Origin of the sequence: Erythrobacter sp. BLCC-B19 (assembly GCF_028621955.1) — a bacterium.
Lineage (GTDB): Bacteria > Pseudomonadota > Alphaproteobacteria > Sphingomonadales > Sphingomonadaceae > Erythrobacter.
In genome coordinates this window covers 846,485-861,600 of the sequence record NZ_CP117516.1, presented here as the reverse complement: position 1 = coordinate 861,600, position 15,116 = coordinate 846,485, and the positions used below count along the sequence as shown (strand labels likewise).

Below are 15,116 nucleotides of genomic sequence, written 5' to 3'. Positions count from 1 at the left end.
TCTTCCTTTTCGATATTCGAAGTTGATTTCGTTATGCGAAGAATATAGTATCACATCGGCAGGCTGGCAAGATCGTCAGGCAAGCAGATGGGATGTGTTGGATGACCGCAAGACCCCTACAGGGCGTGACCGTGCTCGAGATGGGCACCTTCATCACCGGGCCGGCTGCCGGGATGCTGCTGGCCGATCTCGGCGCGGATGTCATCAAGGTCGAGCAGCCGGGCACGGGCGATCCGTTCCGCAGCTTCAAGGGCGAACTCTATTCGCCGCACTTCCAGACATACAACCGCAACAAGCGTTCAATCACGATCGACCCCAAGAAGGAAAGCGATCTTTTGGTGCTCGACCGGCTGGTCGAGGATGCGGACGTGTTCATCCAGAATTTCCGTCCGGGCGTGGCTGACCGGTTGAAGGTCGATGCCAAGCGCCTCCAGAGCATCAATCCGGCGCTGGTCTATGCCTCGATCTCCGGCTTCGGCAGCGAGGGGCCGGAGCGCGATCGTCCCGCCTTCGACACTGTCGCGCAGGCAGCATCGGGTTTCCTCAGGCTGCTGGTCAACCCCGAACACCCCCGCGTCGTCGGGCCGGCCATTGCCGATGCGATGACGGGTTTCTACACCGCGCTGGGGATCCTCGCCGCGCTCAACGAACGGCACGTGACGGGCAAGGGCCGGGTGGTCGAAACCTCGATGTTCGAGGCGATGTGCCACTTCAATCTCGACGATTTCACCCACCTGTTCTCGGCCGACCAGGTGATGGGCCCCTATTCGCGCCCGCACGTCTCGCAGAGCTACGTGTTCCAGTGCGCTGACGGCAAGTGGCTGGCGCTGCATATGTCCTCGCCGCCCAAGTTCTGGGAGAATCTGGCCACCGCGGTGGGCGTCCCCGATATGCTGGAGCGCCCGGAATTCGCCAGCCGCGAGGCCCGGATCGCGCATTACGAGGATGTCGTCGCTTTCCTCGCGCCGATCTTCGCCACCAAGCCCCGGGCCGAATGGGCCGAGACGCTGACCCGGCTCGAAGTCCCCAATTCGCCCGTCTATGACACCACCGAGGTGCTCCAGACCGAGCAGGCCCGGGTGCTGGGGCTCGAAGTCACCGATCCCGATGGGCCCAAGGGCGCGTTCCGCACCATACGCTTCCCTGTGTCCTTCGACGGCGCACGGATGGACTCTGTCACCGCGCCGCCCCTATTGGGGGCAGACGATGCGGCGATCCGCCGCTCCATCGAAAGGCCGGTGCATGGGATCCGCAGGGGCTGAAGCCGCGACGACGAGTAAAGACCCGGAGTTCCTCTCGACCCTCGAACGCGGATTGCGCGTGCTCAAGGCCTTCGACGAGGATCACCCGGAAATGACCTTGTCCGAAGTTGCCGCCAAGACCGGGCTGCCCCCCGCCGTGGCGCGGCGCTGCCTGATCACGCTGGTGGAGCTGGGCTATGTCGGCCAGCACGAACGCAAGTTCCTGCTGCGCCCGGCGGTGCTGACGATCGGATCGGCGTTCCTGGCCTCGATGCAGATTGAACAGGTGGTGCTGCCGCCCTTGCAATCTTTGCGCGACCAGACCGGCGACAGCGCCAGCCTCGCCGTGCTGTCGGGCACCGATATTCTCTACGTCGCCCATGTCTCGACCGACCGACGGTTCCGGGTGGCAGCGGGGGTGGGCACGCGCTTTCCGTTCCACGCGACGTCGCTGGGCAAGGCGATTGCGGCGCATCTGCCTGCCGACGAGCTGGCCGAACTGACCGCCAGCGCCCCGTTCCAGCGCTTTACCGAGCGCACCGTCACCGAGGGCAGCGCGCTGGCCGAACGGCTGCGGCTGATCGCCGAGCGGGGCTATGATTCGGCGCTCGACGAACTCGATTACGGGATCGTCTCGGTCGCGGTGCCGATCTTCGGGCGCGACAAGCGCGTGATTGCGAGCATCAACTGCTCGACTTCCACCACCCGCATCTCGCAGGACGAGCTGGTGCGCACCCGCTTGCCCCTGCTGCGCCGCGCCGCCGGCGAGATCGAGGCGGCGCTCAGGCGCTGGCCCGCGCTGGAAGCCTCGCTGCGCCCGTAAGGGGCGGGGAAGGCGCCTGCCTGCCCGGTGTAGGCCATCTGGGCCGCCATTTGCGGGGCGATTGCGCATCGCACAGCGCCGTGACGGCTGCGCAAAACCCGCGATGAGACGACAAGACGCGCATTGGCGGCGTGCAAGGGCGCGGTGCGCTCTGCCGCGCGTTTTTGCCCGCCCAAGTCCTACGCCGACTGCTGCTGCGCCGCTCTCAGGCCGCCCCGGCACCGGGTTTGCGTTGCCTCTGCGCCACAGGTCGCATATTTCGCATATCGAAGTTGACTTCGCATTGCGAAGTTCTTAATCCGGCAATCGGGAGGGATCGCCACAAGAGCGACGCGTATTCGCGCGCACAGGGGAGAGAATTATGACGTTTTCGGGCATGAGCCGCGCCGCTCGCACTGCCGCCAGCACCACCGCGCTCGCCATCGCCACGCTCGCCGCCACGCCGCTCGCGGCGCAGGAGGCTCCGGCGGACGAGACGGTTGCGGATGAAGGCATCGTCGTGACCGCCTTGCGCCGCAGCGAGACCTTGCAGGATACGCCGGTTGCGGTGACCGCGTTCGATTCGCAGACGATCGAGAATGCCGGGATCGAACGCCCGGCCGATTTCATCGCGCTGACCCCCAACGTGAACCTCGTCGAGACCCAGAACGCGGGCAACGCCTTCGTCATCATCCGCGGCATCACCCAGAACCGCAATTCCGAACCCTCGGTCGCGGTGATCGTCGACGGGGTGCAGCAGGTGAACCCGGCGCAGTTCAATCAGGATCTGTTCGACATTGCGCAGATCGAAGTGCTCAAAGGCCCGCAGGGCGGCCTTTACGGGCGCAACGCCATCGGCGGCGCGATCATCATTTCGACCAAGAAGCCGACCGACGAATTCTCCGGCAACTTCACCGCCGGGATCGACAATGGCTTTGGCTATTTCCTGCGCGGCGGGGTGAGCGGCCCGCTGGCCGAAGGGGTCAAGTTCCGCATCGCCGGATCGTGGTATGACACCGACGGTTTCATCCCCAACACCTTCCTCGGCGAAGATGCCGACCCGGTGCAGGACTTCTCCCTGCGCGGCAATCTCCTGATCGAGGCCAGCGACCAGCTGACCTTCGATGTGCGCGCCAGCGTCAACCAGCTGCGCACGCAGGGGCTCTATTACAACATCGTGGGCGATGTGAACACGATCGCCGATGTCGAGGTCAACAACCCCGGCCAGAACGACCGCGACATCTACAACGTCGCCTTGAAGGTCGAGTATCAAGGCGACAACGCGGTGTTCACCTCGGTTTCGTCCTACGACACGCTGAAGGAAGTGCTGACCGGCGACGCCTTCGACTTCAAGCCGATCCCGGACAGCTTCTTCTTCAACCTGTTCGAGGCGATCTTCGGCCCGGGCAACGGGTTCGACCTCAACCAGAGCCAGTATCTGAACGTCAAGGCGTTCAGCCAGGAAGTGCGTCTCGCCTCGCCCGAGGATGGCCGCGCCTTCAACTGGATGGCGGGCGCCTATCTGATCGATACCGACCGCTTCATTTCCACCGGCAACATGATCGACACCGGCAACGGGGTCTTCCCGGTGTTCCGCTCGCCCTCGACCAACCCGCTGAACCCGCAGTTCAGCTTCCTCTCGGACGGGCAGGACAACTTCGCCTGGGCGGTGTTCCTGAATGCGGGGTATGAATTCTCGCCCGAATTCCGGGTCGATGGCTCCTTGCGCTATGACCGTGATCGCCGCCGCCAGACCACGCTGACCCCGCAGGCCTTCCTGCCGGTGGTGCCCGGCGTGCCGCAGGCGCAGAGCGGCGAGGTGCGCACCGCAGTGTTCAGCGACTGGCAGCCCAAGCTGACCCTGACCTATGAACCGACCCCCGATCTCACGATCTATGGCGGCTATTCGCGCGGCTTCCGGTCGGGCGGGTTCAACCAGACCGGCGTGGGCGCGGAAGCGGTCAACAACGCCATCGTCGGCGTGGGCGATCTGTTCCAGGCCGAAACCGCCGACACCTTCGAGATCGGGGCCAAGGCCCAGCTCGGCCCGGTGCGGCTCGCGGGCGCGGCCTACACGACCAAGTCGAAGAATTCCTATTTCTTCGTCTTCCTCGCCCAGTCCTCGACCCAGAACCTCGGCAACATCCCCGAGACCCGGATCAACGGTTTCGAACTCGAAGCGACCGCCGAGGTGCTGCCTGATTTCGACATCAACGCCGCGATCGGCGTGACCGACAGCGAGATCAAGGCCTTCCCCGATGCCACCGTGATCGGCAACGAGGCGCCGCAGATCTCGCGCTACACGATCAACCTTGGCGCGCAGTATGCCGGGACGATCAGCGACGGTGTCGATGCGCTGGTGCGGCTCGATTACCGCCGGATCGGCAAGACCTGGTGGGAGCCGTTCAACACCACTGTGCGCCAGCCCGTCGATCTGGTCGATGCCCGCGTCGGGGTGAAGCTCGACAGCGGCGTATCGGTCACCGCCTTCGCGCAGAACCTGTTCGACGAGACCTACAACGCCGAATTCTCGCCCGGCGGCTTCGTGTTCCGGGCGCGTCCGGCCCGCTACGGGATCGAATTCGGCTACAAGTTCTGAAGGATGACACGATGACCAAGGTGCTGGTGCTCTACTATTCGAGCTATGGCCATATCGAGGCGATGGCAGCGGCTGTGGCCGAGGGCGCAGCCAGCGTCCCCGGCACCGAGGTGACCGTGAAGCGTGTGCCCGAACTGGTGCCCGAAGAGGTTGCCAAGGGTGCGGGGATCAAGCTCGATCAGGCGGCCCCCCTTGCCGACCCGAACGAGCTGGCCGATTATGATGCGATCATCTTCGGCACCCCCACCCGCTTCGGCAACATGGCAGCGCAGATGCGCAACTTCCTCGATCAGACCGGCGGGCTGTGGTTCGCCAAGGCGCTGGTGGGGAAGGTGGGGAGCGTGTTCGTCTCCACCGCCAGCCAGCACGGCGGGCAGGAGACGACCATCACCTCGTTCCACACCACGCTCCTGCACCACGGCATGGTGATCGTCGGCCTGCCCTATACCTTCGAAGGCAATGCCGAGATGGGCGAGATCAGCGGCGGCACCCCCTATGGCGCGAGCACATTGGCGGGTAATGACGGCAGCCGGATGCCGAGCGACAACGAACTGGCCGGGGCGCGCTTCCAGGGCGCGCATGTGGCGCAGATTACCGCAAAGCTCGCCGCCTGACTTTGGGATTTGAGGGAGACAGCACGATGACGAAAATTCTGGCCAACCGCCTGCACCACACCGCCTATGTGACCAAGGATCTGGAGGCCACCCGCGCCTTCTATGAAGACGTGCTCGGCTTCCCCTTGATGGCGACCTATTGCGAGAAGGACGAGCTGTTCGGCAAGGAACGCACCTATTGCCACGTCTTCTTCGAACTGGCCGATGGTTCCGCGCTCGCCTTCTTCCAGTTCGCCGATCCCGAGGATCAGGCCGAATTCGGCCCCGACATTCCCTCCAGCCCCTTCATCCACATCGCGCTGCATGTCGACAAGGACGGGCAGGACGAACTCGCCCGCCGCATCGCGGCTGCCGGGATCGTCGAGCCGCAGACCTATGTGCTCGAACACGGCTATTGCCGCTCGCTCTATGTCACCGATCCCAACGGGATGATCCTCGAATTCACCCATGACGACGAGCGCGCCGCGCCGCTCGATGCCGAGCGCCGCGCCAGCGCGCACGCCGAACTCAAGCGCTGGCTGGCGGGCGAACACCACAATAACAACCCCTTCCGCGCCGCAGAAGCGGCGTAAGGCACGGGAGGGACGCAGCCGCCCATGCTTGCCGCGCGCGTCCCTTCCCCGGCCGAACTGTCCTATGGCGAAGTCGCCGTGGCGGGCGGAACCCTTCCGGTCGCGATGGCGGGGGAGGGCGCGCCTGCCATCCTGCTCCACGGCTGGACACTCGATCACCGAATGTGGGCGCCGCAGGTTGAAGGGCTGGCCGCAGACCTCTTCCTCGTCATGCCCGACCGGCGCGGCTGCGGGCGTGCCACCGCGCCCAGCGATCTGGCGCGCGAGGCCGATGACGTCATCGCCATCGCCGATTTCCTGGGGTTCGAGCGGTTCGCCCTCGTCGGCCTGTCGCAGGGCGCGGTGGTGGCGCTCGATGTCGCGCGCAAGTTCGCCTCGCGCCTGACCGGTCTGGTGGTCTCGGGCGCCCCGTTGCCCGCGCTGGTGGAGCGGCAGGAGGTGATCGATCTCGACCGCTTCCGCGCGCTTGCCGCTGCCGGTGATCTTGAGCGGCTGCGTGCCGAATGGTCGCGCCATCCGCTGATGGAGACCCATACGCCCGCGGCGCGCGCGCTGATGCTGGAGATGCTCGCCGATTACGACGGCCGCGATCTGCTCAATCCCAGCCCCGTCCCCGGCTTTCCGCGCGAGGCGGCGGCGCTGCTCGCCATGCCGGTGCTGGCCATGACCGGTGCGCACGACACCCTGTGGCGGCGCGAATGTGCGCGCGTGCTCGCGAGCCTCGCTCCGCGCGCGCGGCACCTCGAGATTCTCGCCGCCGGCCACCTTGCCAATGCCGACAACGGGCCAGCCTTCAACGCCGCGCTCGTCCAGTTCCTTCAGCCAAAGGCCAGCCGATGACCACCACCTTCCGCACCACCCATGTCGGCAGCCTGCCGCGCCCCGAAGCCCTGCTCGACCTTGTCTTCGCGCGCGAGGGCGGCGAGACCGTGTCGGAGGCCGATTTCGACGCAGCGGTGGAGGAGGCCACGGCCTATGTCATCCGCCGCCAGATCGAGGCGGGCATTGCGATCGTCAATGATGGCGAGCAGTCCAAGCCCTCCTACGCCACCTATATCAAGCACCGGCTCTCGGGCTTCGGCGGGGAGGCGGGGCAGTACGAATTCGCCGACCTCGAAGCCTTCCCGGGCGCAAAGGCCCAGGTGTTCGGCAACAAGGGCCGCGCCAAGCGCTCCGCCCCGGCCTGCACCGCGCCCATCACCGTGATCGACATGGAAGCCCCGCGGATCGACGCGGAACGCCTGAAGCGGCTGGCGAACGGCCACGCCACCTTCATGTCCGCCGCCAGCCCGGGCGTGACCGCGCTGTTCTTCCCCAACCAGTATTATGCCAGCGACGAGGAATATGTCTTCGCCCTCGCCGAAGGCCTGCGCCACGAATACGAGACCATCGCCGCTGCGGGCATCACGCTGCAGGTCGACTGCCCCGACCTAGCGATGGGCCGCCACGTGCAGTTCACGCATCTCTCGACCGAGGAGTTCCGCAAGCGCATCGGCATGAACATCGCAGCGCTCAACCACGCGCTCCAGAACATCCCCGCCGAACAGCTGCGCATGCACCTGTGCTGGGGCAATTACCCCGGCCCGCATCACTGCGACGTCGCGCTGGACGAAATCGCCGACATCGTGTGGGAAGCGAAGCCGCAGACCGTGCTGCTCGAAGGCGCCAACCCCCGCCACGCCCACGAATTCGCCTTCTTCGAGCGCAATCCTCTGCCGGACGACAAGGTCCTGTGCCCTGGCATGGTCGAGCCGCAGAGCCCCTATATCGAGCACCCCGAACTCATCGCCCAGCGCATCGGCCGCTATGCCGACCTGCTTGGGGCAAGCCGCGTGATGGCAGGTGTGGACTGCGGCTTTTCAGTCCACGCGGGCAGCAACGCGCTCGACCCCGAAATCGTCTGGGCCAAACTCGCCGCCCTGGCCGAAGGCGCGGAAATCGCCAGCCGCCGCTACTGAGAAACGCTGCCGGACAGCGGTGCCGGACAGAAGCCCTCCGAGCAGTCCCACCCCAGCGCAGTTCCCACGTCAGCAAGCCGGCAGGAAAGCCGAAGCTTTCCTGTAGGTTGGTGAATGCGTGGGGAAGAAATGGTGCAGAAGAGGACAAACAAGTAAAAAGTAAGTATTTTATATACTTACTATCTACACATTTCGAATATTGAAATGCCACTTGTCATGCCCCCAAGTCTGAATTGCTTACAAGATTTGGGTCTCTAAGCGCTGTTTCAGGCACATTCATCATATAGCACGGTGTATCGTTCCAATGCAAGTTTCTTGGTCCGATTTATTTGTGCCTACTTGTTGCAATACGTACAGGTTTTGTGTCCTTGCGGGTCGATCGCGCCATGGCATGGCGCCTTCGGCCATGAGCCGCTGACCATGCTCCCCCAGTCGAAGAGCTGTCGAAAGGGGCACGCTGACCCCCCGCAGGGTATATTGCGGGTTTATACCTTCCAGGGTATAGAGTGGCCAACGGAGGCAGTGATGGATCAGCTTGTACGACTGCCGAGGCAGCTAGGTGCAATCATCCAGAGCGCGCGTGTGCGGCAGGGAATGACCCAGTCAGACCTGGCCGGTATCTCCGGCACACAGCAGAAAACCATATCAGGCATCGAGAACGGCAGCGTCGGAGTAAAGCTCGGCACGCTGCTCCGCGTGATCGCGAGCCTCGATCTCGATATGAAGATCGGGCCGCGAGAGAGTGGCCCTGCCATTGAGGATGTTTTCTAAGGACATTCGATAGCTTTGCGTTGCAGCTCCTTCCCGCGCCCGCTGCAGCGTCCCGCTCAAGCTGTGACTCAACGGAGAGACATTAAGAGATCCAAAAGATCGGTGTGCCACATAGAAAGCTGCGGGATATCTGAGTTGTAGATACCATCAGTGCGCATAACCCCAGACGTAGCGGAGGGCCATGACACAATCTCTGCGCGGCGATTTGGCGAAACGCTATCTTCTGGAAGACCTGCCCGGCGCGTCTCAATTGGGAGCTCGCTTGAACGGGATCTTGTTGAAGATCGATTCTGGCGAGCAATTGACCGCGTTGCAGCGACAGTTTCTCGTCGCGTCGGGTCTTCACGCCCTCTGCGCCTTGTCCGATGGCAAGATCACTCAAGGAGAGTTTCGCCCCCAAGCCGAGCAGGAGCAGGCAGCGCGCATTGAGGAAGCTTCGGCCAAGGCCGTGAAGGATGCGGCCGAAAAGGCGGCATGCGATGAGGCACAAGCCGCTGCGATCAGGGAGACCTTTGCCGCCATGGCGAATGATCCCGTGCTGCGCCGGAAGCGGGAAGCAAGGGAGCTGCGGCAGCGCTTCGGCATAGGATATGTCGAAAGCGAGGACTATCCGCGCGTGATGGCGCTTCTCAGGCAAGTCGCCAATCGGCAGCGCCTCAAGGCCGAGGACGTCGCATGGCTGAAGACTGAGGCCGATTACTGCTGGACAGACTCGCTGCAGAAAGCCTTCAATGCATTGGAAGCCGAAGCCGTCACAAAAGCATGGGAAACCAGCGGTGATCCCTGGGATGCCGTGAACGCGAGCGCGCATTGGCGCAAGGCAGATGAACCCGAGCAAGCCTTGCGTCTGACCGAAGCGGCGCGGGCGCAGATCGGGCCAAATCCCAAATTACATTCGGCCCTTGCAACAACGCGTGGCGGAGCAATGCGTGACCTGCGCCGCCTCGACGACGCGAAGGCATTGGCAAACGACGCGCATCGATTGACCCCGAGCGACTACAGGCCCTGCACATTGTTGGGCGCAGTCCACATCGAGCTTGGTGACCTCCTGGCAGGGCACGAATGGTATGCCAAGGCCGAGAGCCTTGGCGCTTCGCGCCAAACGATCGACAATGATTTGCGCGGGCTGCTGATGCGCTCCCCCATTGAGGAGCAGCATCGCATCCGCGAATACCTTCTCCAGCATGATCCTCAGCGCTTTGCTTGGCTCCGGCGTTGGCCTGGGACCGGTCAATCGCCTTCGCGTCCAAAGTCCGCACACTCGATAAAGAGAAGAAACGACACCGCATTTGTCGAGGCAGGTCAGCATGATCATCGTTCCCGATGATCCGGGCCCTGCAGGTCCCGACGACGTCTTCAAGGCGGCCGTCCGAAAAGTCTTCGACGGCGATGGCTTTCTGGCAAGCGTCTGGCATCCCTACCGCCAGGCTTGGGTTGAGCGCGTTCCGTTCCGCTTTGCGTTCATCGATGCGCCCGAAATGGCGCAACCATTCGGTCAGGAAGCCAAGGACTTTCTGGCCGGTCTCATCGCGGACAAGGAGCTGCGACTCGACCCGGTCGGCAAGGAGTCGACCGGCTACATGCCCATCGATTTTTACAAGCGGGTGCTGTGCATGGCATTCCTGACGGAGCAGATGGATGTCGGGACGGTTGACTATTATCACGAGGGCAAGCGGGGCGGCGGATTGGTCAAGCGAGCGCGTCCCGTCACGCGCAACATCGAGCTCGAGATGATTGTGAACGGCTGGGCTTGGGTAGCCGAGCAATACACGTTCGACCGTGAGACGGAGTATTTTGCGGCGCAAGACGATGCCCGGCGTGATCGGCGAGGCCTTTGGGCGATGGACAATCCCGAGCCGCCATGGAGCTTCAAGCGTCGGCAGAGACGTCGGAGCAAGTTGCCTGAGCGACAGGGTCAATTGATCTGACTCGAGGTTGCCGAGTCTTCGGCGCGCACCCCAATCTGTGGGGCATCGAGAACCATGACGCCGATGCCTCTGGTTTAACAATGAGAAAAAATGCTAAGCATAGCTTAGCGAAATCGACTAAACTTAAACTCGACGTTGGTTTGAGAATGTGCCATAAGGCTAAGCATGGCTACGTGTTTTGAGGGAAAACTAAACCAGCTGCAGCAAAAGCTCCCCGATGGGCTGCTAGTGGATGCTGCCTGGTTAGAGGACCAAGGCTATTCTTCTGCACTGCGCAGCCAATATGTGCGTGCAGGATGGCTCCATAGCCCAGCGCGCCGCGTCTATCGCCGATCCCAATCCCCGCTGACCTGGGAACAGGTCGTCATATCGCTTCAATACCTCATGGATCTGCCGCTCACCGTAGGCGGGCGCACTGCGCTCGAGGAGCTTGGCTATGCGCATTATCTCTCCTCGCGGATGCGCGAGGTCCACCTTTATGGACCGACACGCGCCCCGACCTGGCTGGCCGACCTGCCCCTCGATATAGACTTCCAGTGGCACAACAGCCTGCGCCTGTTTCCGAGCGATGCTGATGCCCCACCAGCGCCGCAACCTGTGATGTACAGTGCTGCCGGCATGAGCCTCCCAATACGATATTCCAGCAAGGAGCGTGCGCTGCTCGAACTTCTCGACGAGCTCCCGCACCGCGAAAGCTTCCATCAGGTCGATATGTTGATGGAGGGCATGGCTGACCTCAGTCCGCGTCGATTGCAGACCCTGCTCGAGGCCTGCGCAAGCGTGAAGGTGAAGCGGCTTTTCTTCTTCTTTGCTGACCGGCACCGCCATGCTTGGCGATCGCGGCTCGACATGGAACGGGTCGATCTAGGGACGGGCAAGCGCGTTCTCGTGAAAGGCGGTAAGCTCGATCCCACCTACCAGATAACCGTTCCGTCTGACCTGGGAAGCGGGCGTCCATGATTGCGTCTAGCTACGGCCTGTGAGCCAATAGGATGATTTCATGATGGTGTCAAAAATTCACTAAAAACATAACATAATCGTCGGGATTTGGCCAAGCTCACTCGTTAGAAAAAATGAGGCTAATTTCTAACAGAAAGAAATGAGTCGGTGGCCGCCTTTGCCGACAGCATCATTAAGCGCGTACGAAGGAAGGGACTAGGTTGGACCTTTATCTGCTCGCTCTTAGCTATATTGATATGAAAGACTGGACTTCGATCTTTCAGAATGCTGAGAAGCTTGCAGCGCGCCTCAACCCGTTCGTAGCTCGAACCGCTGATGACCTCGCCCTTGTCGACACCGCAAAAGTTTGAGGTGGATCGTACGAATGAGCCATCCGGCCTACGGCTCATTGCAGCGCCGTGGTCACTTCATCTTCCAGTTGCTTGCAGAATGCGCGGGCCATTCCGGCAAAAGCCTGGTCCTTTCCGCAGCTCGCCTTGAGGTCTTCGATATCCTCTAGAACGATCTGTAGTGCCTCGCTGGCTGCCACCTCGGTATCGGCGTCGATTATCTTCCTTAAACGTGACCGAATACGGGTGCGCCTTTTGCGCAGGGCGTTGAGTACGGTCACGCGCGTTTCTGTCAAATCGCGGCGATTCAGGCCGAGAATATCGATCGTCGCCTCGCCGCGCGGATCGTTGGCCCGCGCTTTGACCGTCGAAAGCGCGTCATCGAATTCCCATTCGAGTAGATCCTCGGGATCAGTCACGCAAGGATCGATCAGCAAAGCTGCCTCATTAGCGACGTCCTGCGTATGATCGACGATCCAGCCATTGTTCTCGACCGGGAAGCGGTTTTTCTTGCCCGAGGTGACGAGCTGACCTCCGCGCAGGATCGCTTCGATTTCCTCGCTCGTGGCGCCGTGCGGTATAATAACCTGCTTGCGATACTGGTTGCAATGCTGGCAGCTTAGCAGAAGGTTATCCCAGCGCATCGCGAGCCACCAGTATCCGGGATGGGCGATACCCGCCTCGTCGGCCTCGGTGACGCCCTTCTTGGGACGGTAGTGCTCAATGTCGCTATCGTGGCCGGCGCTTGCAAAGGTTTCGCAATAGCCGCATTTGCGGCTAAAGACGTCTTTCAGCATCTCCTTGACGTCGTGATTCGAGTAGGCGTTGAAATCCATCTTGGCGGGCAGCACGCCGTTCTCCCCGAGAAAGTCGACGATCTGCGCGAGTTCTCGGCTGGCCGGACTCGCCGGATCGTCGAGATCGAGCGAAGCGGGAAGACCTTGGCGATCAACCTTGATCATGCCGTTAGTCCACGCTCAACCGAAGCTTGGCCAGTGCCTGCTCGACCATTGCTTTGCGACCCGGCCGGGCGTCGGGATCGAGCACTAATGGTACATCCTCGCGCTCGTCAGTAAAGGCGCGCATGGCCACGGCCTCGGCCTGTTCTTCGACCGATTCTCCGACAGCCATTCGCCGTTTGAGCTCGGATGCGAGCAGCTCCTTTTCGTCCTTTTCGGTGGCGCTGAGCTCGTCCTTGCGGACGAGGAATTGGTAGCGCATCAGGCGCGCGTCGGTTTCCGGATCGGTCGAGCCCAGTCCGAAGAATTCCGAAGTAAGGATCTGTTCGGCGCGCATGCCGCGCACATCAGGAAGCTCTTGCAGCGATTCTACCGCCGCATCATCGGTGTTGCGCTGGAGTACGAACACCTCGCCTTGGTACATGCCACGCAGGCACAGCGGATCGTGCGTCGTCAGGATGAACTGGATCTGCGGGAAGGCTTCCCGCAAGGAGCTAACGATCTGCATCTTCCAGCGCGGATGAAGGTGCGTCTCGATCTCGTCAATAATCACGACCGCGCGGGCCTCCTCGAGATTGTCGAAGTAGTAAAACATCTCGCGGATGATATCGATCGCCATCGCGACGACCGACTTGTAACCAACCGACAGTCGCGACATCGGGACGCTGCCCTGCGGCGTATCGACCAGGATCATGTTCTCGCCGCGCAGCACGCGGGCATCAGCCTTGAGCATCAGCACGGAGCGCAGCGCCCTGACTGCCGCATCGAAGCGGCCCTCGTCGCGCAGCTCGAGGAGCCACTGCATCGGGTTGGGGATCACGGCCATCGGATCGAACAGCGAACGGACACGGTAGGCGGGTGCCCGAAAACGGCGCATCGGTTTCTTCCGGAAGAACCGTCGAGGCCCGTACGCCAATACGATCGTGGATGGAAAGGGGGTGCCTTCGAACAGGTCATCTCCGGCATGCCCGCTGAGTTCCACCTTCTCCTCGCAATGCGCGAACCCGATCTCGACGCGCAGTGGTTGCTTGCTGGGAACCTCCCAATTTCCGACATCGGGGCGATGGATAAAGGCACTGGGCTCTATCTGCTCGTCTTCAAGCAACCAATCGAGCTGCTGGGCCTCGTCGGTCCCGATAAGCGCGAGGGTAATCGCTTCGAGCACGGTGCTCTTGCCCGTCGCGTTTTCGCCAAGAACGAGCATGCAGGGGGCAAGTTGGGGGTTCTCAACTACAGCGGGCAGGTTAAACTCGATCCGCTTCAACGCCTTGAAGTTCTCAATCGATACGCGCGCGATCGGGAAGTTGGCAGTCTTTAGCGCGCGAGGATCTAAGGCCCGCGACGGGGCGTAAGGACGCGCCAGCCCGTCTTTCGGCGAAGCCTCGAGAAGGACTGCCTTGTAGCGACTCTCGAAATCGCGCGCGGAACCGAAATAACGGGCAAGTACATCAAGCTTTTGAGCCCCGGTCAGACGATCGAGGAGATTGAGCGCGTCGGGCAGATCCCTGAGTTTGCGATCGAGAGGTGAGAGCACGTTCCTCAAGCTTAGTGCAAATGCACCCAAGTGACCGTGTTCCAGATCAGGAAAGCGGGCGACATGCGATCCCCAACCGTCGCCCCATCCGGTGTCTTCGACATGCGGGCGTTGGTGGTGATCGATTAGGGCCACTGCATAAGCGCGGAACGCCCTCAGGCGACTTTCGACGAGCTGCGAGCGATCAAGCTGCAGGATCCGGATAGTGGCGTCGCCGATTTCGTTGCGGCCCTCGACAGAACCGTCGGGAGAGAAAGACAGGCTCGCCGCAATATCCGAATGACAGGGGTCGAGAAGTAGGGGGCGCTCGATCTCGCGCAGCTCGGCGATCGGAGCTCCGATCCTGCCGCGCCGCTTGTCGCGGAGCGGAAACTGGTTGCGCTTGGCGCGGTTGCACGAAGGACAAGCCAAGACCAGATTGTCCCACTCATAGGCCAGCCAAGCGTAATAGATAAATTCGCTTTTTCCGCGGTGGTCGGACGCGTTCTGGCGCGGACGGAAATGATCGGTCGCGACGTCCAAGCGCTTGTCGGAGAACGCGTGGACCGGCGTCTCGCAATATGCGCAGACGGAGCAGAATAGCTCCAGCAAAGCTCCCCGGACCTCCGCTCCGTCGATCAATTCTTGGTCGAAAAAGAAGCGACTTTGCGAGCGCAGCTTCTCGTCCGCCTGGAAAACGAATTCTTGCAACTGCCGGCGCGCTTCTTCGGCCCGCTTCGAGTAGAATATTTGAGGCTCCGCGAAGGACGAGCGATCGACGAAACGCACAGCAACTCTCTCCATCAAGAACACTGTGTCATTGCCCTTCTATCATATCTCTTTCAAGCTTGGCCTTCAGACCTAACCGGA

General features: G+C 62.0%; 14 protein-coding genes. 12 read left to right on the top strand and 2 right to left on the bottom strand.

Translation table 11 applies throughout. From position 1 onward, the window contains the following. The first annotated feature begins 101 nt into the window (after window positions 1-101). From PS060_RS03830 to PS060_RS03775, 12 genes are all read left to right on the top strand, one after another. Window positions 102-1,262, top strand: coding sequence for a CaiB/BaiF CoA transferase family protein (locus tag PS060_RS03830; RefSeq protein WP_273985601.1), 1,161 nt, complete (start codon window positions 102-104; stop codon window positions 1,260-1,262). Further along, window positions 1,243-2,064, top strand: a complete 822-nt coding sequence (locus tag PS060_RS03825) for an IclR family transcriptional regulator domain-containing protein (protein WP_273985599.1) — start codon at window positions 1,243-1,245, stop codon at window positions 2,062-2,064. Before PS060_RS03830 ends, PS060_RS03825 begins: the two co-directional genes overlap by 20 nt. Before the next feature lie 361 nt (window positions 2,065-2,425). After that, a complete protein-coding gene (locus PS060_RS03820; protein WP_273985598.1) occupies window positions 2,426-4,642 on the top strand; it encodes a TonB-dependent receptor in 2,217 nt (738 codons plus the stop codon). 11 nt (window positions 4,643-4,653) lie between these two features. Further along, window positions 4,654-5,256, top strand: a complete 603-nt coding sequence (gene wrbA / locus PS060_RS03815) for an NAD(P)H:quinone oxidoreductase (RefSeq protein ID WP_273985597.1) — start codon at window positions 4,654-4,656, stop codon at window positions 5,254-5,256. A 26-nt stretch (window positions 5,257-5,282) separates the two neighbouring features. Further along, window positions 5,283-5,828: a VOC family protein gene (locus PS060_RS03810; protein WP_273985596.1), complete on the top strand. Its 546-nt coding sequence runs from the start codon at window positions 5,283-5,285 to the stop codon at window positions 5,826-5,828. Between the two features lie 24 nt (window positions 5,829-5,852). Then, on the top strand, window positions 5,853-6,668 hold the full coding sequence (locus PS060_RS03805; protein ID WP_273985595.1) for an alpha/beta fold hydrolase: 816 nt from the start codon (window positions 5,853-5,855) through the stop codon (window positions 6,666-6,668). Then, window positions 6,665-7,786, top strand: coding sequence for a cobalamin-independent methionine synthase II family protein (locus PS060_RS03800; RefSeq protein ID WP_273985594.1), 1,122 nt, complete (start codon window positions 6,665-6,667; stop codon window positions 7,784-7,786). The genes PS060_RS03805 and PS060_RS03800 overlap by 4 nt, the downstream gene beginning before the upstream one ends. 525 nt (window positions 7,787-8,311) lie before the next feature. Further along, window positions 8,312-8,557 carry a helix-turn-helix domain-containing protein gene (locus PS060_RS03795; protein ID WP_273985593.1) on the top strand — a complete coding sequence of 82 codons (246 nt, stop codon included), beginning with the start codon at window positions 8,312-8,314 and terminating at the stop codon, window positions 8,555-8,557. Between the two features lie 181 nt (window positions 8,558-8,738). After that, the gene (locus PS060_RS03790) at window positions 8,739-9,884 is read left to right on the top strand and encodes a hypothetical protein (RefSeq protein WP_273985590.1); all 1,146 of its coding nucleotides are present in this window, start codon (window positions 8,739-8,741) and stop codon (window positions 9,882-9,884) included. Further along, window positions 9,865-10,485 (top strand): thermonuclease family protein, encoded by a 621-nt coding sequence (locus tag PS060_RS03785; RefSeq protein WP_273985588.1) that lies wholly within the window; start codon window positions 9,865-9,867, stop codon window positions 10,483-10,485. Before PS060_RS03790 ends, PS060_RS03785 begins: the two co-directional genes overlap by 20 nt. Before the next feature lie 165 nt (window positions 10,486-10,650). Then, the gene (locus PS060_RS03780) at window positions 10,651-11,445 is read left to right on the top strand and encodes a type IV toxin-antitoxin system AbiEi family antitoxin (protein ID WP_273985586.1); all 795 of its coding nucleotides are present in this window, start codon (window positions 10,651-10,653) and stop codon (window positions 11,443-11,445) included. A gap of 200 nt (window positions 11,446-11,645) precedes the next feature. Further along, the gene (locus tag PS060_RS03775) at window positions 11,646-11,795 is read left to right on the top strand and encodes a hypothetical protein (protein ID WP_273985585.1); all 150 of its coding nucleotides are present in this window, start codon (window positions 11,646-11,648) and stop codon (window positions 11,793-11,795) included. Window positions 11,796-11,830: 35 nt separating this feature from the next. Here the strand turns inward: PS060_RS03775 and PS060_RS03770 are convergent, their stop codons facing one another. Both PS060_RS03770 and PS060_RS03765 read right to left on the bottom strand, forming a co-directional pair. After that, entirely contained in the window at window positions 11,831-12,736 is a 906-nt protein-coding gene (locus PS060_RS03770) for a hypothetical protein (RefSeq protein WP_273985584.1), read from the bottom strand. 4 nt (window positions 12,737-12,740) lie between these two features. Then, window positions 12,741-15,035 (bottom strand): AAA family ATPase, encoded by a 2,295-nt coding sequence (locus tag PS060_RS03765; RefSeq protein WP_273985583.1) that lies wholly within the window; start codon window positions 15,033-15,035, stop codon window positions 12,741-12,743. Between the last annotated feature and the right edge of the window lie 81 nt (window positions 15,036-15,116).

Coding starts and splice junctions, on each gene's coding strand:
- PS060_RS03830 (WP_273985601.1), top strand. CDS start 102: ATGACCGCAAGACCCCTACAGGGCGTGACCGTGCTCGAGATGGGCACC.
- PS060_RS03825 (WP_273985599.1), top strand. CDS start 1,243: ATGGGATCCGCAGGGGCTGAAGCCGCGACGACGAGTAAAGACCCGGAG.
- PS060_RS03820 (WP_273985598.1), top strand. CDS start 2,426: ATGACGTTTTCGGGCATGAGCCGCGCCGCTCGCACTGCCGCCAGCACC.
- wrbA (WP_273985597.1), top strand. CDS start 4,654: ATGACCAAGGTGCTGGTGCTCTACTATTCGAGCTATGGCCATATCGAG.
- PS060_RS03810 (WP_273985596.1), top strand. CDS start 5,283: ATGACGAAAATTCTGGCCAACCGCCTGCACCACACCGCCTATGTGACC.
- PS060_RS03805 (WP_273985595.1), top strand. CDS start 5,853: ATGCTTGCCGCGCGCGTCCCTTCCCCGGCCGAACTGTCCTATGGCGAA.
- PS060_RS03800 (WP_273985594.1), top strand. CDS start 6,665: ATGACCACCACCTTCCGCACCACCCATGTCGGCAGCCTGCCGCGCCCC.
- PS060_RS03795 (WP_273985593.1), top strand. CDS start 8,312: ATGGATCAGCTTGTACGACTGCCGAGGCAGCTAGGTGCAATCATCCAG.
- PS060_RS03790 (WP_273985590.1), top strand. CDS start 8,739: ATGACACAATCTCTGCGCGGCGATTTGGCGAAACGCTATCTTCTGGAA.
- PS060_RS03785 (WP_273985588.1), top strand. CDS start 9,865: ATGATCATCGTTCCCGATGATCCGGGCCCTGCAGGTCCCGACGACGTC.
- PS060_RS03780 (WP_273985586.1), top strand. CDS start 10,651: ATGGCTACGTGTTTTGAGGGAAAACTAAACCAGCTGCAGCAAAAGCTC.
- PS060_RS03770 (WP_273985584.1), bottom strand. CDS start 12,736: ATGATCAAGGTTGATCGCCAAGGTCTTCCCGCTTCGCTCGATCTCGAC.